Source organism: Altererythrobacter epoxidivorans (assembly GCF_001281485.1).
GTDB lineage: Bacteria > Pseudomonadota > Alphaproteobacteria > Sphingomonadales > Sphingomonadaceae > Erythrobacter > Erythrobacter epoxidivorans.
Map to the genome: position 1 here is coordinate 99669 of NZ_CP012669.1, position 17786 is coordinate 117454.

At 65.2% G+C, this 17786-nt stretch carries 16 protein-coding genes; 6 read left to right on the forward strand and 10 right to left on the reverse strand.

Annotated elements, in window-relative coordinates:
• The first annotated feature begins 29 nt into the window (after positions 1 to 29).
• Both AMC99_RS00500 and AMC99_RS00505 read left to right on the forward strand, forming a co-directional pair.
• The gene (locus tag AMC99_RS00500; RefSeq protein ID WP_061921378.1) at positions 30 to 2390 is read left to right on the forward strand and encodes a heavy metal translocating P-type ATPase; all 2361 of its coding nucleotides are present in this window, start codon (positions 30 to 32) and stop codon (positions 2388 to 2390) included.
• Between the two features lie 151 nt (positions 2391 to 2541).
• The gene (locus AMC99_RS00505; protein WP_338021467.1) at positions 2542 to 3096 is read left to right on the forward strand and encodes a DUF305 domain-containing protein; all 555 of its coding nucleotides are present in this window, start codon (positions 2542 to 2544) and stop codon (positions 3094 to 3096) included.
• Between the two features lie 406 nt (positions 3097 to 3502).
• On the opposite strand, the gene AMC99_RS13910 is transcribed toward AMC99_RS00505, so the two are convergent.
• The 10 genes from AMC99_RS13910 to AMC99_RS00555 form a co-directional block, all read right to left on the reverse strand.
• Positions 3503 to 3895: a response regulator transcription factor gene (locus AMC99_RS13910; RefSeq protein WP_157058209.1), complete on the reverse strand. Its 393-nt coding sequence runs from the start codon at positions 3893 to 3895 to the stop codon at positions 3503 to 3505.
• Positions 3896 to 4015: 120 nt separating this feature from the next.
• Positions 4016 to 5200: a tetratricopeptide repeat protein gene (locus AMC99_RS00515; protein ID WP_061921387.1), complete on the reverse strand. Its 1185-nt coding sequence runs from the start codon at positions 5198 to 5200 to the stop codon at positions 4016 to 4018.
• A 45-nt stretch (positions 5201 to 5245) separates the two neighbouring features.
• Positions 5246 to 6391 carry a hypothetical protein gene (locus AMC99_RS00520; RefSeq protein WP_157058210.1) on the reverse strand — a complete coding sequence of 382 codons (1146 nt, stop codon included), beginning with the start codon at positions 6389 to 6391 and terminating at the stop codon, positions 5246 to 5248.
• Between the two features lie 14 nt (positions 6392 to 6405).
• On the reverse strand, positions 6406 to 7227 hold the full coding sequence (locus AMC99_RS00525) for a hypothetical protein (protein WP_157058211.1): 822 nt from the start codon (positions 7225 to 7227) through the stop codon (positions 6406 to 6408).
• The gene (locus AMC99_RS00530; RefSeq protein ID WP_061921394.1) at positions 7224 to 7784 is read right to left on the reverse strand and encodes an SEL1-like repeat protein; all 561 of its coding nucleotides are present in this window, start codon (positions 7782 to 7784) and stop codon (positions 7224 to 7226) included. The genes AMC99_RS00525 and AMC99_RS00530 overlap by 4 nt, the downstream gene beginning before the upstream one ends.
• The gene (locus tag AMC99_RS00535; RefSeq protein ID WP_061921397.1) at positions 7781 to 8392 is read right to left on the reverse strand and encodes a hypothetical protein; all 612 of its coding nucleotides are present in this window, start codon (positions 8390 to 8392) and stop codon (positions 7781 to 7783) included. The genes AMC99_RS00530 and AMC99_RS00535 overlap by 4 nt, the downstream gene beginning before the upstream one ends.
• Positions 8392 to 9507 carry a tetratricopeptide repeat protein gene (locus tag AMC99_RS00540; RefSeq protein ID WP_232301452.1) on the reverse strand — a complete coding sequence of 372 codons (1116 nt, stop codon included), beginning with the start codon at positions 9505 to 9507 and terminating at the stop codon, positions 8392 to 8394. Before AMC99_RS00540 ends, AMC99_RS00535 begins: the two co-directional genes overlap by 1 nt.
• A gap of 13 nt (positions 9508 to 9520) precedes the next feature.
• Complete coding sequence (locus tag AMC99_RS00545) at positions 9521 to 10672, reverse strand: SEL1-like repeat protein (RefSeq protein WP_083440014.1); 1152 nt, start codon at positions 10670 to 10672, stop codon at positions 9521 to 9523.
• Complete coding sequence (locus AMC99_RS00550; protein ID WP_061921399.1) at positions 10663 to 11550, reverse strand: hypothetical protein; 888 nt, start codon at positions 11548 to 11550, stop codon at positions 10663 to 10665. Before AMC99_RS00550 ends, AMC99_RS00545 begins: the two co-directional genes overlap by 10 nt.
• A complete protein-coding gene (locus tag AMC99_RS00555) occupies positions 11550 to 11900 on the reverse strand; it encodes a hypothetical protein (protein WP_061921403.1) in 351 nt (116 codons plus the stop codon). The genes AMC99_RS00550 and AMC99_RS00555 overlap by 1 nt, the downstream gene beginning before the upstream one ends.
• Positions 11901 to 12223: 323 nt before the next feature.
• On the opposite strand from AMC99_RS00555, the gene AMC99_RS00560 reads away from it, so the two are divergent.
• Genes AMC99_RS00560 through AMC99_RS00575 form a run of 4 tightly spaced genes read left to right on the forward strand, consistent with a single transcriptional unit; the run spans position 12224 to position 17782 of the window.
• Entirely contained in the window at positions 12224 to 12901 is a 678-nt protein-coding gene (locus AMC99_RS00560; protein ID WP_083440015.1) for a response regulator transcription factor, read from the forward strand.
• Positions 12902 to 12955: 54 nt separating this feature from the next.
• Positions 12956 to 14239 carry a sensor histidine kinase gene (locus AMC99_RS00565; protein WP_232301455.1) on the forward strand — a complete coding sequence of 428 codons (1284 nt, stop codon included), beginning with the start codon at positions 12956 to 12958 and terminating at the stop codon, positions 14237 to 14239.
• Positions 14236 to 14844: a hypothetical protein gene (locus tag AMC99_RS00570; protein WP_061921413.1), complete on the forward strand. Its 609-nt coding sequence runs from the start codon at positions 14236 to 14238 to the stop codon at positions 14842 to 14844. The genes AMC99_RS00565 and AMC99_RS00570 overlap by 4 nt, the downstream gene beginning before the upstream one ends.
• Complete coding sequence (locus AMC99_RS00575; protein ID WP_083440016.1) at positions 14741 to 17782, forward strand: CHAT domain-containing protein; 3042 nt, start codon at positions 14741 to 14743, stop codon at positions 17780 to 17782. The genes AMC99_RS00570 and AMC99_RS00575 overlap by 104 nt, the downstream gene beginning before the upstream one ends.
• Positions 17783 to 17786 lie beyond the last annotated feature (4 nt).

The following is a 17786-nucleotide window of genomic DNA, read 5'->3' on the forward strand; positions in this document are numbered from 1 at the left end:
CCGCTCCCGACAGACGAAGGAAGCGATCCATGAACTGTTGTGATACGCACCAGGCACACGATCCGATTGATGAAGGTAGTGCGACCGATCCCGTCTGCGGCATGAGCGTGACAATCTTGGACGCAGCACATGTCACCGTGCACAGCGGCGCGACCCATTACTTCTGCTCGGCGCGGTGCAAGGACAAGTTCGCAGCAAGTCCGGATCGCTATCTCTCCGGCGCGCATATCAAGCAGGTCGAGGAAGTTCCCGAAGGGACGATTTACACCTGTCCCATGCACCCAGAGATCCGCCGGCCAGGGCCGGGAAGCTGCCCCATCTGCGGCATGGCGCTGGAGCCCGAGACGGTCAGCCTCGAAGATAGCCCCGACCCCGAACTCGTCGACATGACGCGGCGCTTCTGGGTCAGCGCGATCTTCACCGTGCCACTGTTCATCTACGCGATGAGCGACATGATACCCGGGATCAGCTTCGACCGGCTGATTGAACCCGCGCGCGCCCAATGGGCGCAACTGGTGCTTGCAACCCCCGTGGTGCTGTGGGGCGGGTGGCCATTTTTCGTTCGGGCGTGGCAATCGCTCAAGACCCGCAACCTCAACATGTTCACGCTGATCGGCTTCGGCGTAGCGATCGCGTTCCTGTTCAGCCTCGTCGCTACGCTCGTGCCCGACATATTCCCACCCGCCTTCCGCGATCACTCGGGCCGCGTCGGCGTCTATTACGAGGCGGCTGCCGTCATCACGACGCTGGTGCTGCTTGGCCAGGTGCTCGAACTGAAGGCTCGCGGCTCGACGTCGAGCGCCCTGCGTGCGCTCCTTGAACTCGCGCCGCCCACCGCGGTCAAGATCTTCGGAAGCGGCGAGGAACGCGAAGTGTCGCTCGACCTATTGGCGAGCGGTGACCTGCTCCGCGTCCGCCCGGGTGACAAGGTACCGGTCGATGGCGAGGTGACCGAGGGCGCGAGCACTATCGACGAGTCCATGATCAGCGGCGAACCATTGCCAGTTTCCAAGAAGGTCGGCGACCGGGTGATCGGCGGAACGGTCAACCAGACGGGCGGCTTTGTGATGCGCGCGGGCGCAGTCGGCAAGGACACGATGCTGTCCAAGATCGTACAGATGGTCGCTGAGGCTCAGCGCAGCCGCGCACCGATCCAGCGCCTGGCCGATCAGGTCGCGGCCTTGTTCGTCCCCGCGGTGATCGTGATCGCGGTCGTCACGTTCATCGTCTGGGCAATCTGGGGGCCATTTCCCGCGCTTGCCTTCGCGCTGGTCAATGCGATCGCGGTTCTCATCATTGCCTGCCCCTGCGCGCTCGGCCTCGCAACGCCGATGTCGATCATGACCGGCACCGGCAAGGGCGCCCAGCATGGCATCCTCATCCGCAACGCCGAGGCGCTCGAAACACTTGAAAAGATCGACACTCTGGTTGTCGACAAGACCGGCACGCTAACCATGGGCAAACCCGATCTGGTAGCGGTGACCCCGCGCGATGGCATCGACGAGACCACGTTCCTCTCAGCCGTCGCCGCAGTCGAAGCGGGGAGCGAGCATCCGCTCGCCCATGCAATAGTTGAAGGCGCCAAGGCGCGAGGCGTGGCGTTCGAGGCAGCGTCTGATTTGTCGTCGACTACCGGCGAGGGTGTCGAGGCGCGCGTGGGCCCGCGGAAGGTCGCCATTGGCAACGAGAAACTGATGCAGCGGTTCGGCATCCAGGATGCTGCATGGTTCGCGTCCGCAGAGACGGGCCGCTCGCGGGGGCAGACGGTGATGTTCGTCGCCATCGATAGTGCACCTGCGGGTCTGATAGCAGTCGCCGACCCGATCAAGCCGACCAGTGCGGGGGCCGTCCGGGCGCTGCACAAGCGCGGGATCGAAGTGGTGATGTTGACCGGCGATAGCCGCGCCACCGCCGAAGCCGTAGCCCGCCAGCTCGGTATCGACGAGGTCGAGGCAAACGTCTCCCCCGAGGATAAGCATCGCAAGGTCGAGGCGCTCAAGGCCTCAGGCAAGCGCGTTGCAATGGCAGGAGACGGCATCAACGACGCGCCCGCACTGGCGGCTGCGGATGTGGGCATTGCGATGGGAACCGGCACCGACGTGGCGATCGAAAGCGCCGGTGTCACTTTGGTCCGCGGCGACCTCACCGGTGTGCTCCAGGCCATCGTGCTTTCGCGGGCTACCATGCGTAACATCCGGCAGAACCTTGTTTTTGCGTTCGGTTACAACGCACTCGGCATCCCCGTGGCAGCGGGCGTCCTCTTTCCGGCATTCGGCCTGCTACTCAATCCTATGATCGCGGCTGCGGCAATGAGCCTTTCGTCGGTTTCGGTCATCGCGAATTCGTTGCGGCTGCGTGGGCTGAACCTTCCAACACTGGAAAACGCTTAGAGCCTTCGGGAAACTTGCGCGTTTGTCAGGAGCTATTCGTTCCAACGCGATGACAGCTGAAAAACAGGAGGATTGAATGGTCGAAGAACACAGCGTTGATCATCAGCAGCGACAGCATGACAGCGGAGGCAATTACTGGCGCTTCATGGCTATGGTGGCGACATCGACCGCGATCATGTTCGGCCTGATGTACTTGAACACCTATGAACTCGACCATGTGTTCTGGAGCGAGACGCGGTTCTGGATGACCTTCGTGATGGGCGGTATGATGATGATCGTCATGCTGCTCTTCATGTGGGGCATGTACAAGGACAAGACGAAGAACTTCATCATCCTCGGCGTTGGCGCGCTGGTGTTCGCGGTGGCGCTGTGGCTGGTCCGCAGCCAGGCGACCGTCAACGACGAGGAGTGGATGTCGGCGATGATCCCGCACCACTCCCTCGCGGTCCTGACCAGTTCACGAGCCGAGATCACCGATCCGCGCGTTCGCAAACTCGCAGACTCGATTATCGAAGCGCAGGTCAAAGAGATCGCCGAGATGAAGTTGCTGATCGAAGATATCGAACGGAACGGTGAGATGGGCGACGGCAAGCCACTCCCCGCGCGGACGACCAGTCTCACACCAGAGCTATTGCGGGAAGCCGAACAGGCGGTCGAGCGTCCTATCAGCCCGGAGGTGCGCGACGAGGTTACGATGGGCGAATAGAGGTTCCCGGCGGATTTATCCCGCAATTCACGGAAATGTGAATTTGCGGGATAAAAACGTGCTCGGATGGCTATGCGGAGATGGTTTGCGGATCGTTTTGCGAACTTCCATCGACGATGCCAAAGCTAGAAAATTGCGAGATCTGAGTCCTGAAAAAGGCATCGAACCAATGCATTAGACGGCTTTTGAGGGCCTTTTGAGGGCTTTTTGGAGGTGGTCGAATTCCTAGCTATCTGATAAAATGTAGAAAATTAGTTCGAATGTGATGCCTCTTCTGGGCGCCATCGCTTTAAAGCTCTGCAATATAACGAGAAAATGAAGAATCTTGAGGACTCACATTGGTTCTCCAATCTATTGTCTCGGGTCGTCTTTTCCGGTTTCTTTCGGTTGTTAACGAGCCCGAATGCTAGAATCTCGGCTCGTCCCTGACTATTCTGGCCGCGAATGTTGGCGGGCCTTTTCGTGGGCTTTTGAGAAAAGCAAATTGGGAAAAGGCCCGCACATGCCTCTTACCGAAGCTCGGCTCCAAGCTTTGAAGAAGAAAACCAAACCTTACAAAGTCGCCGACCAGCGAGATTCCGTCGGCATCGCCCAGCATTCGGTCTATAATAACAACATCGAAGACTTCCATCACTGCGCGACGCAGGCCCGACAGGCCATCTGTTTCGACCACGACCGTATCGCCTTCCTGCCATCCGAGCTCGTGCATTTCCGCGGCGGCGCGGAGGTCATCCTCGATATATAGAACTTTTACGGGCCGTTGCTTTTCGTCTCTGAACGCCAATACGGCGGTCGTCATAGTCTGGCGGTTGAGCGCCCCTGCGGTAAAGCCGCAAGAAGCTGGTTAATGGGCATTGTCATCATCGTTTCAGGCCTCGCCGCTGGCGCACCGGGATGCACAACGGCCTTGTTCTTGGGTTTATTCCCGGGCGCGCTGTTCCAGCAGCAGGCACGAATTCCTGTTGCCTAACTCGCAGCCTCGCCCGAGCGCGCGATAGGCTGCGTCCAGGTCGCGCGGGCCGCCTGCGCCGTTTTCGGCAATGACCGCAAGCAGCAGGCAGGCATCCGCCACGCCGCCGGTTTCGCACAGTGAGGCGTACATCTGACGGGCTAGCGGGCGGTCCTGTTCGCCGCCTTCGCCGTCGAACGCCATCTGGGCGAGGAACCCGCACGCGTCGTTGCTGCCGAGCCTGCATCCGGTCGAGAAGCGGGACCGGGCGGCGGGCAGGTCGCGCTCGGCCACGACGCCGTTGTAGAGCATCCCGCCGAGGTTGAGGCAGGCATTGCCTTCGCCCGCATCGCAGGCGCGGGTGAACAACGCGGCGGCCCCTTGCAGGTCGCGGTCTCCGGCGAGCCCGTTGAGCAGGACCATGCCGTAATTGTCGCAGCCGAAGGCCGAACCGCTCTCGCAGGACGAGCGGAGCCATTCCGCAGCGCGGGCGGTGTCTGCCGGACCGCCTTCGCCCACCATCAGCATGTAACCTGCGCTGGCGCAGGCGTTGACGCTCCCGGCTTCGCAGCTCTGGACGAACAGCGCACGGGCCGCAGGCAGGTCTGCATCCCCGCCTTCGCCGTATTTGAGCATGACCGCGCGGTTGTTGCACGAATCGACCATGCCCGCCTCGCACGCTTTTGCATACGCGGCACGCGCCTCGACGAGATCGGCGGGATCGCCGGAATAATTGTTGTAGAGCAGTTGACCGAGATTGAAGCAGGCGCCGTCATAGCCGCCCTCGCACGCGTACCGAAAATTGCGCGCCGCCCCGGCGAGATCCTGCGGGCCGCCCGCGCCATCCTGCAGCAAGGCCCCCAGCAGGTTGCAGCCCATCATGGCGCCCTCGGCACAGGCCTTTGCGGAGAAGCGCCGGGAAAGCGCATGGTCGAGCGCGACCTCGCGCCCCTCATAGGACTTGATCGCCATCGCCATGCACGCATCCGCGTCGCGATCGTCGTCACAGGCTGCCGTCAGGCTTTCGGCGGTTTCTGCCTGAGCATGAACGGCCGGGCCGGACACCAGCCCTGACAGCATCGCGACCAGAACCAGGGCGAGCGAGGCGCGCAGGGCTTGCCTCAGGACTGCGGCGGGCGGGATGGCGACGGTCATGATCGTCCTTTCGGTAGAAGCTTGGCGTGCAGGATCGGGCCGCGTTCAGTCGAACCGAGGTGCGCGGTGATATTCCAGCGCCATGCGGAAGGGTTCTACCGGCACGATCGCCTTGCGTTTCTCGAACACGATCTCGCGTCCGCGTCTCCTGCGGACCTCGTATTCCTTCTCGGCGAAGCGCTCTGCGCCTGTTTCATCGAGCAGCCTGATCGTGACCGTCTCCGGTCCTGTGGACGAGGCGAGCAGGGCGGCGCTGTCCGCACGGTCGAACACGAAGCGCGCGCTGGTCGATCCGGCGGGGCCGGGCACGCGCGACCCTTCATAACTCGTCGCGCCTGCCATCAGGAATGCGCGTGCGGGAACAGGGTGTGCGTCGTACTCGCCTTTGGCGGCAGTCAAAACGAGACGGCTGTCGGTCAGCACCGCCAGTTCGAAACCGCCCTCAAGCGTCATCGCGCCCGCTGCGACCATATCTTCGCCGCGCGTTTCGTCAGGATCGCGAAAACCGGTCATTTTGTCGAAATCGGGCGCTTCGCCATCATGGAGGTAACGCAGCACGATTGTGCCGCGATAGGCCGCTGGCTTCGCGTAAATTGCTTCCATGTCCTGCGCCATGAACGTGCCGAGATGCGCGCCGGGTGCCATGAAGCTTACGGGGCTCTGCGCGGCCTGCTGGCAGTGATCTTCCAGTATTTCCGCCTGCGAAGCCATCACCTCCGCCGAGGGCGCATCTCCGCCCCGTGCCGACAGGGCCTGCCAGGCCCTTGCCGCGCGCGGGCGCAGGTGGGCGGTATCGCGCGCGCCCTTGCAGGCCGTGTCGGCGGGGAGGAAGTGGTGCAGGGCGAGCATGAATTCGCCCTGGCGGTTAAAGTAGTCGCGGATTTCGCCGAGTGCCTCGCGGCGGGGCAAATCGCCGCACGGCGCGGTGAAATTGGGGGCGACCCGCGCCAGCAACTGGTCGTATTCGGAATCGAGGCGACCCAGCATCAACCGCCGGCGCATCTCGCGATAGACGAACTGGCCTTCGGGCGTGAAGGCATCGCACTTGCGGTCGAGCCATTCGGCCTGCGAGACCAGCGAGAACAGCTGCGCCTGCTCCGAGGGCTGCTGGGCCGACGCGGGGTAAGGGACGAGCATTGTGACGGTCGCGATGGCGCCTGCCAGTCGGCCGAGATTCTTCAAGCGGTGCATTGCGGTTTCGATCCTCACTGGCCGCCCCCGTTCGCGGCGCCCGGGTAGTCGTAGTGTGTTTCGCCGACGACCTGCGTTTCGGTGAACGCGACGCGGCTGATCGACAGGGCGTGGTCCGACTGCTCGAAATCGATGTTCGCAATGCCGCCGGTCGCGCAGCAACCGGGATCGCCCTCGCGGCGCACCAGCGCAAAGGCGCTGCCCTCGCGCAGGTTGAAGCCGACCGGGCTGGCCAGCGAAAATCCGGCAGGCAACAGGCGATCGGTCTCGCGCATGATCGCGTCGGCGCTGGTCCAGTTCCAGCCCTGGCGGCTGTTCATCAGGACGAGATCGGCATTGCCGAGCCCGCGATTGCGTGCGGGCAAGTGCAGCAGGAACCTGCCGTCGCCATCGCGCACAGCGACGGGCGCGTCGAAATACCCTTCGGTCTGGTGGGACAGGAGCAACACGGGCACCGCTCCGTCCTGCTCGATCAGCACGACCATCTCGCTCGCCGGACCGTCGTTCGGTTGCAGCGCCAGCAATTGCCAGTGCAGCGTGGTGTCGAGCGCCAGCGCAGCGATCTGCCCGCTGGCAAGGACACGGCAGTCGGCGCGCGTGCGGTACAGGCAATCGCTCGCCAGCCCCGCTGCGTATCCGTCGTCGAGATCGACCGCGCGTTCGATATCGTCGCGCGCGCAGCCGCTTTCATAGCCGCCGTCCGGGCAGACGAGGGTGTAGGGATCGTCGAACATCTCCGGTTCTTCGCCATCGATCGATCCCGGATCGGCCGATGCAGCCGTGGTCAGGCAGGCCAGCATCGTCAGGCCCGCACCGATAGTCGCTCGATAGTTCATGGATCGCTCCTCACGCGTTCGCAGGCCGGGCGGAAACGCAGTTCGCACGCCCGGCGATAGCCTTCCTGTGCCTTGGCGGGATCAGCCTCGGTCATCCCGCGCCCTTCCTCGACCATGCTGGCGGCGCGGAAGCAGTTGCGGCCGCCATAGCTGTTCTGGCAAAGCCACAGGTAGATGCCGAGCGCGCCGGGATCGTCGACTGCTCCGCCTTCGCCGTTCACCAGCGCATCGGCATAGTTCTGGCAGGATTCAAACAGTCCGCCATCGCACCCCTTGCGGAACGCTGCGCGGCCATCGATCATGTCGGGTACGCCGCCTTCGCCCGTCATCGCCATCACCCCGTAATTCTGGCAGGCGGTGGCATCGCTGTCCTCGAAACAGAGGCCGCGCAGGATCGGGCGCGCCTGATCGGGCAGACCCAGCCGCATGAATTGTCGCACGCTCTCGCGATCCTGCTCGATCGCCTGATCGTCCCGTTGGCCCGACGCCTGCGCAGCAAGCGGCACGCCGGCGGCGAGGCAGCCAAGGGTGGCCAGGCCGAGGAAAAATCGTCTCATTTGCATATCGCGAGATATTCCATCAGCGTGCCTAGGCCGCCCTGTTCGCTATTGGCATAGGCTGCGTAGAGTTCGTCGGCCTTTTCTGCCGCCTTGGCCTCTTCCTTGCCCAGTCTTCCGACGTCCGCCGCATCGTCCAGCTGGCGCACGGCTTCGTCCCGCCAGAAGGGCTCGCGCGCGGCTGCGTTCGCGGCGGACAGTTCCGGGCGCAGCGCCGAGACGAACAACGGATCGGCCGCGGTTTCGACCGCATAGTTCCAGCGATTCCAGACGGCAGCGCACAGCAGCCGCTCGTCGGTGGTCTGCGGCGTCAGGCCCCACTGCGTACCGGCTTCGAACGTAGCATTGTGCGTGGCAGCGTCGACCATGCCGGGCGACGGTTCGCACGGGTCTCCGCGTTCGGCGCGCTGCTCCTGCTCCCTTGCCCAGGCGAGTTCCTGCTCGGACACCGGACGGGCGGCAGGCCCGCCCAGACTGTTGAGGACGATTTCGGTCCGGCGGAACTCGCACAGCTGGACGTGGCGCTGGTCGGCGGAAGGCTCTGCGTCGGTCTGCTGCGTGCCGGCAATGGCCGCCAGGGTAAGGGCGTATGTGGCGAGTGCCAGCATTACGCACCGACCTGCTGCGCCAGCGTGCAGCCATCCTGGATCCCGAGCTTGCAGCCGAGCCCGAAGAGGCGCTTGGCTGCGGCAGGATCGGCTGCGCCGCCCTGACCGTCACGCGCCATGAACCCGGCGTTCATGCAGGCTCCAGCATTGCCGGTGTTGCACGCTTGCGTAAAGCTGCTGCGCGCGCCAGGTCGGTCTTGCGCGATGCCCGAGCCGGAATATTGCGCCAGGCCGTATTCGAGGCACCCGTCTGACTTGCCCGCCTCGCATGACAGCTTAAACGACTTCGCCGCACCAGCGGCATCGACCGGACCGCCGCGACCGTCGCGCTGGAGCAGCGCGAGGGCGTAGCATCCGTCCGTTGCAAGGCCCGGGCAAGCGCTGGTGAAATATGTGCGCGCCTTGGCATAGTCCGGGCCGCTGCCGACCGAACCGTAAAAGTAACTCGCACCAAGATCGTAGCAAGAGGCCGCGAAACCCGCCTTGCAGGCGGTAGTCAGCGGGGCGATCGCGCCCTCGTGGTCCTCAGCACCGCCCTCCCCATTTTTCAGCATCGATCCGTAAATCTTGCAGGCTTCGCCCACGTTCAGGGCGCAGCCTCGCTGGTAGGCCCGGCGCGAAAGCGGCAGGTCGGTGCTGCCGCCTTCACCGTCGTACGTCATCGCACCGAGGTTGGTGCAGGCCGCGCCGTTGCCTTCTGTGAAACACCCTGTGTCGTAACGCGAACGCGCCGTTGTGAAGTCGCCGCTATTGTAGGCCGCCTGGCCTTTCATCGCTGCGCTGTCGCCGCCGGCCTCGACCACCCTGGGTCGGTTTGCCGCAGCAGGTGCGGCAGCGGTTTGCGTCTTGGCTGTTGCCGGAGCTTTTGCATCTGCCTCTGAGCAGGGCTTTCCGGCATTCTTGACCTGCTCGTAACGCAGCGCCCAGCCGATTTCGTCGTCGCTGACGCGCCGCTTGGTGGGGCTGGAGCTGTTGAGGTTGGCGAAGATGTCGTCGTACTTGGCCTTGCACGCCCGCTCGGTGGCCGAGCTGCGGTCGACCTGCGCCATCGTGGCTTGCGGTCCGGCAAGGAACAGGCTGGTCATCACGGCAGCGGCGATTGCGAAGTTCTTCATTGGGGCCTCGTGTCTATTGGCAAACGGGATGGCTGCTCGAAAGGCGGCGGGAGCCGGTGCAGTTGTTGAAGCGGTATCGGTCGCGGGTCTGCTTCGCGATGTCGGCGCTGCTGGGCGTGGACACCGGCTGGAAGGACGAACCGGAACTGCGCGGAGTGTAGCTCGACCCGCTCGACCCGCGCTGTGCCTGCCAGCGGGCGGAACTTGCTCCGGGCATGTTCGTGCAGTTCCAGATGCCGCACTCGTTGCTACGCTTGTTGCGGGCGATCTGCGACGCTGCGATCTGTGCCACCGGACCGGACGGGAACCAGTATTCGAGCACGTAGAAGTGGTCTTCGAAGATGGTCGAAAGCGCGCCCGCGCGCGATGCGGCGAGGGTCGCTTCCTCGGCATGGCGCTTCGACCGCATGTGATAGAGCGAGTAATAGAGCGCCCCGTCGTAGTCGCGGCGCGCCATGTAGCGGTCGAACACCGCCTGCTCCTGCGCCTCAGCCTGCATCCGGGCATTGCGGGCTGCGTCGATCGCCGCCTGCCGCTCGGCTTCCGCCTGGTGCCGGAGCGATTGGAGTCGCGCGCCGAACGCGCACACTTCCGCGCTGGCCGGATCGTCGGGCATGCAGGCGCTGAGCGCGATCTGCTCGGCCGGAAGCCGGTCGTCGAGCGAATAGAGAATGCGGGCAAGGTCGATGCACGAGCGGCGATTTCCCGCGCTGCAATTGACCCGGCGGTAGCGGAGCGCCCTTTCGGCATCGAACTGGGGCGATCCCGGCTCGGCGAAGACCGCCTCGGCGACTTCGCAGCCGTCGCGGTCCTGCCCGCTGCACGCCTGCACGGCGAAGTTGCCTGCGCTGGCAAGGTCGCGTTCGACATCGCCTTCGCCAGCGTAGAAGATCAGCGCGAGCCGTCCGCATGCCGCAGCCTCTTTGGCGGTGCAGGCCTGTTGCAGGAAGCGCAGGCTAAGGAACGGGTCGTAGGCTGGATTGTCCACGTCGGACAACAACATCCCCGCGCGCGAACAGGCCGCGCGGTCCCCCGCTTCGCAGCGGGCTGTGGCCTGCGCCAGGTCGCCGCCACCCTGTGCCGAGGTGCCGGTCGTGGGCGCCAGCGCTGCCACGGCCAGCGCGACCAGGATGCCGAGACGGCGCATCACCCGCTTCACCGGCATTTCACGATCCGCGAGCCCGCGATGCCCGGTTCTGCCGGACGATAGATCACCTCGCATGACTTGCCGAGCGATCCGACCGGCTTGGCGTTCGCCTGCTGCGCCTGCCGTGCGCGATCTGCCGCCGCGCGCTCGGCCCAGCGCTGGCCTTCGTCCTGCGTTTGCTTTTTCGCACGCAGGCGGCGCATGTATTCGTCGAAAATCAGCCGCGTCGCGGGCGGATTGTACTGCCAGTAATGCTTGGTCGCGATGGTGTAGACGGCTTCGTCGCTGAGGCCGCGCACGCCGTTCTTGCCGAGCTTGACGATCAGCTCGCCCAGATAGTCGCCATCCTCGTTCGGCTGGAACAGGTCCTTGCCGTAGGGATAATGATAGACGAGGTAATCGGCGACCGCGCCGGGATCGCCGGTCTGGTCGACATAGGCGCGCAGTGATGCGGCGGACAAAGTGCCGAGCGCGTTGAGATCGCGTTGCACATGTGCCTGAGCGGTGGTCGCGGCCTGCTGCTGTTTCATCTGCTCGGCCTGGACGTAGAGATCGGCGCAATCCTGCGCAGTCTCCAGTACGTAGGCTTCAAGCCCGGACTGGCCGCGCTGTTCGCGCACCTGCGTCCAGAACCGCCGCGTTTCGGCATCGGCGCTGTCCTCTGCGGCAAGGCTGCCGCCGGTCAGGGATATGAAGTGATCGATCACGAAATCGGACGTGACGGGCAGCTTCATGCCCTTGCTTTCCGCGACATTGAGCGCGGCGGCGCATTCCCAGATCTCGTCGGCGTCATCCTCTGCGCCATTCGCAGCCAGCGACGTTGGCAACGCGAGTGCGAGGCCGATGGCAAGCGCCGAGGCAGTGCTGGCGCGATGCGGGAAGGCCGCCGGTCGCATCACAGCCCTGCCACCTGCTTGTCGCACTCGCGCGCATTGTAGATCATGTCATTGAGCGCCTTGTCCGCGCCCAGCACCTTGCCGCGCTTGCGATACTTGGCCTTGGCCGCATCGACCTGCTTCTTCGCGTCGATGCCGTTCGCCTCGGCATAGCTGATCAGCCATTCGCCCCATTGTTCGGAGGAGTGGCCAAGGGTGACGCCGTTGGATTCGGCGACGTTCACGACGTAAACGCAGTCGCCCATCATCTTGGCGACCTCTTTCGGGGTCGGCTCCTTGGCGGCGGCGGGAAGCGACAGGCTGACGGCAAGCGTTGCGAGCGCGGCGTAACGGAAAGCAGTGGAATTCATCGGACCCCTCCTGAAAGTGGATGGGGAGGGGATACTCGGCCCGGTGCCGCGCCGGTATGCACGATTGCTGACAGGAAGATGACAAATGCTGTCATGCACCGGTGACGGTGCCCTGCCGCCCGTCGTCCCGCGATCCTAACAGCACTTGTAACGGGTCAATCGGGCCGCTCCGCGCTATTTCCCCGATCGCGACCCGGCGGCCTTCGGGCCGTACTCCTTCGGACCGCTCCCTTCGGGGAGGGGTCCGCCTTTTGCCTTGCACTCGGCCACGAAGGGACAGCATGGAGAGCACGGCGCGAATTGCAGCGGGCACAGGTGGTGAGATGAAGATCTTGTATGTCGAGGACGACCTGCGCGCAGCAGAAGAGGTCAAGCAGCTCGCCTGGCAGGAAGGCGACACGATCGTGGTCGAAACCAATGGCAGCGACGGGCTGAAACGCGCGGGGCTGGAACCGTTCGACGTCATCATCATGGACCGGATGCTGGGCGATGCCGATGGCCTGTCGCTGGTCGGGCGGTTGCGCGAAAGCGGGGTCAGTACGCCGGTGCTGATGCTGAGCGCGCTCGGCCGCACGAGCGACCGCGCCGAAGGGCTGGAAGCGGGAGCAGACGATTATCTCGCCAAGCCGTTCGAGGCGATGGAATTGCTTGCCCGCATCCGTGCGCTGCATCGCCGTGCGGCAGGGCGGGAACACAGCGCGGTCATCCTGTTCGGTGCGTTCGAATGTCACGTGAAGGCGCGCACCGCATTCCGCGACAATCGCCACATCGCGCTGAGCCCGCGCGAGTTCGAGCTGTTCCGCTATTTCATGGAAAATGCGGGCGAGGTGGTGACCCGCGAAATGCTGCTGCGCGACGTGTGGAATATGTCGTTCGATCCGCAGACCAACGTCGTCGACGTCAATGTCGGTCGCCTGCGCCGCAAGCTGGAAGAAGGCTTCGACAGCCCGGCGCTCGAAACCGTCTGGGGCGCGGGATACCGCCTGTTGCAGGGGCGCTGAACCATCCTTTCGCCACGCTCCATATTCACCCGGATCGTACTGCTATCGGCGCTGTTGTCGTCGGTCCTGCTGCTGGGCCTGTGGTGGATCACCGACCAGACGATCTGCGAAACCTTCGCCGCCTCCGCGCGCGAAAGCGTCGATGTCGATCTGGCCGGTCTGGCGGACATCCATGCAAGTGGTGGACGCGAGGAGCTGGAACGCCGCATCGCCGATCGCCTCGCCATGATCCCGACCGATGGCGGCAGGCCGCACTACCTGCTGGCCGATGGGGCGGGGCGCAAGCTGGCGGGAGACCTCGCGCGCTGGCCGGACCTCGACCCGGCGATCTCCGAAAGCGGGACGATCGCGATCGGATCGAACTCGACCGCCTTTGGGCGAGCGACCTTGCTCGACGAAGACCTGCGTCTGCTCGTGGCGCACGAGCCGCCCGACCGTTCGGAGATCCTGCGTCGGGTCGGCTGGGTGTTCCTGCTGGGCGGAGTGGTCTTCGTCGCCTGCACTGCCGTGTTCGCTCAATCGGCCAGCGCGCGCGTGCGGGCGCGGGTCGGCCGTGTGAACGAAGCGTTCCGGCAAGGCGACGAAGCGGCGCTCGACCGGCTGGCAGCACCCCGGCGGCCCGATGAGATCGACCGCATCGCCAGCCAGGCCGCCGAAGCGGTGCGGCATGCGCGGAACCTGATGCAGGCCTATCGCGAGACGTCGGAGCAGATCGCGCATGAAATCCGCACCCCGCTCATGCATCTCGATTCGCGCATCGTGAAGGCCCTGGCAAAGCAGCCCGATGCGACCGCGAGCGCTCATCTGGTCGAGGCGCGATCAGACATCCGGCGGCTGGTAGCCTCGCTCGAAGCGCTGCTCGATATTGCTTCGAGCAAGGCGCAGGTGGGCGATACGAGAGGCATGGTGACGGTCGACTTTAGCGCACTTGTCGAGCAGATTTGCGAACTATATCAGGATAGTGCCGAAGAGGCCGGGTATGCCTTGCGATGGAATGTGACGCCTGGCGTCGCGATCGCCGGGGATGAAGCGCAATTGGGGCGGATCGTGACCAACCTTCTCGACAACGCGTTCAAGTACAACCGGCCCGGCGGGGTTATCGAGGTCACCATCCAGCCCGGCCCGCGCCTCGTGGTGAGGGACGAAGGACCAGGTGTTCCGCCCGATGAGCGCGAGAAGGTGTTCGAACGGTTCTATCGCAGGCGCGCGGCCAGTAGCGAGGTCCAGGGCAGTGGCATGGGCCTGGCCCTCGCGCGCGCCATTGCTGAGCGGCACGGGCTGTCCCTGGTGCTGGAAGACAGCGCCAGCGGCGCGCAATTCGTCCTGGCCCGCGCATGAGCGGAAGCAGTGCTCCTCGATCGGCGCTGCGAGCCGCTGCGCTGGGCGCGTTCGTCCTTGTTTCGGCGGGATGCAGCGGCACGCCCGCTGAGCGACCGGGACAGAGCGCTTCTGCGCCGGCCAGCCTCACCAGCACGGAGCGGCTGGCGGATGATCTGGCTGAAGCCAGCCTTGCATACGACAATGGCGACCTCTCCGAGCTGACCGTTCGCCTGCGTGCGATCGAACTGGCCGGGGCGCAGCCATCGGATGAGCCGGGGCAAGCTGCGCTTGTCGCATGGAGGGGTGTCGTCCCGCCAGGCGACATCCCGTTGCGCGGGCGGGTGCTCGGCCCGGCCTATCTCACCGGCACGCTGGCTGCGGGGGCCGAAATCGATACCGAACAGCTGCTGATGGGCGGGCAATCCGTCAGCATCGCGGCAGGCACCGCTCCGCGTAAAGGCTTGCGCCTGCGCGTCTTGCGCGGGGACGGCAAGATGGTGTGCGAACAGACGCCCGCCCATGCGCGCGAATGCCGCTTCGTGCCGTCCTACACGCAAAGATACCGGATCGTGTTGCAGAATACGGGCACAGGGGAGGCGCGTTATCACATCGTTTTCGACTAGGCGGCTGCTGCTTGCCGGGGCCGGGGGATGGGTACTGGCGTTCGCGTCGCCGACGGCAGTTGCTGCGCAGGAAGCGGGCAGCCCCTATTCGACCGACCTTCCCCAATTCGCGCATCTGCGCGCGCTGGAAGACCGTGCGACCGACCTCCAGCAGAACGGGGCGCAGGACGCGGCGGGTCGGGCTGCGATCATCGCGGCGTGGCGCGATTTGCAGATTGCGGCGCAGCGCACGACCATGCCGGACGGGTCCGTCCATCCGCTCGCTCAGGTGGTGCGCATCAAGATCGCCTCGCAGCTCTACGCCGATGGCCAGATCGACGAGGCCCTCGCCGAAGTCGAGCCGGGTCTGGAGGCCACCCGACCCTATCTCGACGAATATCCCGCTGCGATGGCAGAAGGGGCTGCGCTGCTCGGCGTGTTGCTGACGCACAAGGGAGAGCCCGAGCGGGCACTGGCCCTTGTCGAGCCGCTCTATGCCGATTTCGCCGAACTGGCCGCACGGGAAGACAAGGAAGGGCTTGCGGTAGCGAAGTCGAACCTCGAATTTTCGCTGTCGCAGATCAATCTCCGCCTCGGCCAGACCGCCGAAGCGTTGCGATACCAGAAGGCGAGCCTCGACAGCCGCGAGGCTGCATTCGGCCCGAACCATCCGGACACGGTGGCGGGCTATTACGGCTATGCACAGACCCTCCGCCGGGCGGGGCAGATGGAGGAAGCGGAGCGGTTCGCCCGTATCGCTGTGGAGCGTGCCACCGGCCACGTCGATCCGTCGCACCCGTCCTATGCCCGCTCGCTGGAGATGCTCGGCATCGTGCTCGCAAATTCGGGCAGGCCGATCGAGGCGACCGATTTCCTCACGAGCGCGCTCGAGCTCAAGCGCGAATACGAGGGCGCCGACACGCTCGTGTTCGGATATGGCATCCACAATCTCGGCACGATCCTGTTGCAGCGCGAGCGTTACGAGGAAGTGCAGCCGCTCTTCAACGAAGCCGAAGCGCTGATGTCGCGCTATCAGGGGCCAGCCAGCGCATTCCCGATCCTGGCTCTGGCGTATAACGGACAGGCGTCGCTGGCGCTGGGCGATCCCGCGCAGGCGGTGCGCCTGCTGGACGAAGGCCGTCAGCGGATGGGCGACGACACGCAGGATGTCGAGGCGCTCGGCCGTCTCCTGCCGGACCTCATCCGCGCCCACTTGCTGCTGGGCGACCCGGCGAGTGCGCTCGCCCGCGCGGAGCTGTTCGAAGAGCGCATTCTGGCGAGCGACACCACGGACACGTTCGAGGTTGCCTTCGCCACGCTGTTGCGCGCGCATTCGCAGGTGGTGGCTGGCGCGGGGCGGGAGGAGGAGCGGAAGCTGGCGGCGCGCAATCTGATCGAAGCCGTGCGGCATCCGGGCCGGTTCGACCGCGCATCCGGGCTTGAAGTGCGGCATCTCAGCGCGCTCGACCTGGTCATGGATATTGCCGCGGAAGACGACGATGCCGAGCTGATGCTGGCGGCGATGTCGCTGGTCAGCCGCTCCCACTTGTCTCGCGCTCAGGCGATCCGCACCGAGCGCCTTGCTGCCTCGGACCCGGGTCTGGCGGACCTGCTGCGGGCGCTGCGCGAAGCGGAAGATGCGGTCGACGAGGCCGATCGCGCGCTGCTGCTGGCGCTCGCCCGCGGTGAATCGGCCGATCTCCTGCGCGAAAGCCTGGCTGCCGCGCGAGCGCAGGCGGCGGCGTATCGCGACCAGCTCGCCGCGCGCTATCCCGGATGGGACCGCGCGCTGGAGCAGACGCCCTCGATAGCGGCATTGCAGGCAAGCCTTGCCGATGGCGAAGCAATCCTGTCGTTCGCGCCGATCTATTACGGCACCTATGCGCTGCTCGTCACGCCCGACACTGCCGTCGCGCTGGATCTGTCCGCGAGCCGCAAGTCGGTGATCGACCTCGCCAACAGTCTCGGGGCGAGCGTGCGTGTGGGCGGGTTCGACGGCCCCGCTTCGCGCGGCCTCGGTGCCAGCCTGTTTCCGGAGCCGGTGATGGAACGGCTGGCGAAGACGCGGGCGCTCAAGCTTCACACTGGCGGCCCGCTCGCATCCCTTCCGTTCTCGCTGCTGCAAGGTTGGGGCGGCGGGGCCGACACCGCGTTTCTGCACGACAGGTTCGCGCTCAGCTATCTGTCGGACCTCAGCGTGGAAGGCGCATCGCCGACACTTCCGGGCGAACGGGACGCGCCGCTGTCGCTGGTGGCGTTCGCCGCACCCGCGCCGTTCGGTGCCGCCGGCGCGAGCGAGGACGCCGTGCCGCAGCGCAGCCCTTCCCGCATCAGCGACTATTTCGATCGCGCCGCCGCTAACGCCGATGCGCTCGCCAGCCTGCCCGCTCTCCCCGGCACCGCCGATGAAGTGCGCGCGATTGCTGCATCGATATCGTGGGACACGGAGACCCTGTTCCTTGCCGAGGATGCCAGCGAAGCAAACTTCCGCAGCGCACAGGCGAGCGAAGCCGACGTGCTGGTGATCGCGACCCACGGGATCGTTGCGGGCGAGGTAGAAGGCATTGCCGAACCTGCGCTGGTGCTGTCGCCCGGCGCACCGGGCGGTGACGACGGTCTTCTGACGGCTGGGGAAATCGCGCGACTGAGGCTGGTGGCGGACTGGATCATTCTGTCTTCCTGCGACAGCGCAGCGGGGATGAGCGGCGGCCTGCCCGCGTTTTCCGGCCTCACGCAGGCGTTTCGCCAGGCGGGCGGGAAGGATCTGCTGGTCACGCACTGGAAAGTGCGCGACGACATCGCTGCCTATGTCAGCACGCAGGCGGTGCTCAATTATCGCAGCGGCATGACCAAGGCCGAAGCCCTCCGCGCGGCGATAGACAGTCTGCGCAAGGAAAGCGGGATCACCGGCGCGGATGAGCCGTTCGCGTGGGCGCCGTTCGTGCTGATCGAAGGCTGATCGC

What these genes read in the sequence shown, in the direction of transcription:
- AMC99_RS00500 (WP_061921378.1), top strand. Translation starts at nt 30, where the DNA reads ATGAACTGTTGTGATACGCACCAGGCACACGATCCGATTGATGAAGGT.
- AMC99_RS00505 (WP_338021467.1), top strand. Translation starts at nt 2,542, where the DNA reads ATGGTGGCGACATCGACCGCGATCATGTTCGGCCTGATGTACTTGAAC.
- AMC99_RS13910 (WP_157058209.1), bottom strand. Translation starts at nt 3,895, where the DNA reads ATGACGACCGCCGTATTGGCGTTCAGAGACGAAAAGCAACGGCCCGTA.
- AMC99_RS00515 (WP_061921387.1), bottom strand. Translation starts at nt 5,200, where the DNA reads ATGACCGTCGCCATCCCGCCCGCCGCAGTCCTGAGGCAAGCCCTGCGC.
- AMC99_RS00520 (WP_157058210.1), bottom strand. Translation starts at nt 6,391, where the DNA reads ATGCACCGCTTGAAGAATCTCGGCCGACTGGCAGGCGCCATCGCGACC.
- AMC99_RS00525 (WP_157058211.1), bottom strand. Translation starts at nt 7,227, where the DNA reads ATGAACTATCGAGCGACTATCGGTGCGGGCCTGACGATGCTGGCCTGC.
- AMC99_RS00530 (WP_061921394.1), bottom strand. Translation starts at nt 7,784, where the DNA reads ATGAGACGATTTTTCCTCGGCCTGGCCACCCTTGGCTGCCTCGCCGCC.
- AMC99_RS00535 (WP_061921397.1), bottom strand. Translation starts at nt 8,392, where the DNA reads ATGCTGGCACTCGCCACATACGCCCTTACCCTGGCGGCCATTGCCGGC.
- AMC99_RS00540 (WP_232301452.1), bottom strand. Translation starts at nt 9,507, where the DNA reads ATGAAGAACTTCGCAATCGCCGCTGCCGTGATGACCAGCCTGTTCCTT.
- AMC99_RS00545 (WP_083440014.1), bottom strand. Translation starts at nt 10,672, where the DNA reads ATGCCGGTGAAGCGGGTGATGCGCCGTCTCGGCATCCTGGTCGCGCTG.
- AMC99_RS00550 (WP_061921399.1), bottom strand. Translation starts at nt 11,550, where the DNA reads ATGCGACCGGCGGCCTTCCCGCATCGCGCCAGCACTGCCTCGGCGCTT.
- AMC99_RS00555 (WP_061921403.1), bottom strand. Translation starts at nt 11,900, where the DNA reads ATGAATTCCACTGCTTTCCGTTACGCCGCGCTCGCAACGCTTGCCGTC.
- AMC99_RS00560 (WP_083440015.1), top strand. Translation starts at nt 12,224, where the DNA reads ATGAAGATCTTGTATGTCGAGGACGACCTGCGCGCAGCAGAAGAGGTC.
- AMC99_RS00570 (WP_061921413.1), top strand. Translation starts at nt 14,236, where the DNA reads ATGAGCGGAAGCAGTGCTCCTCGATCGGCGCTGCGAGCCGCTGCGCTG.
- AMC99_RS00575 (WP_083440016.1), top strand. Translation starts at nt 14,741, where the DNA reads ATGCGCGCGAATGCCGCTTCGTGCCGTCCTACACGCAAAGATACCGGA.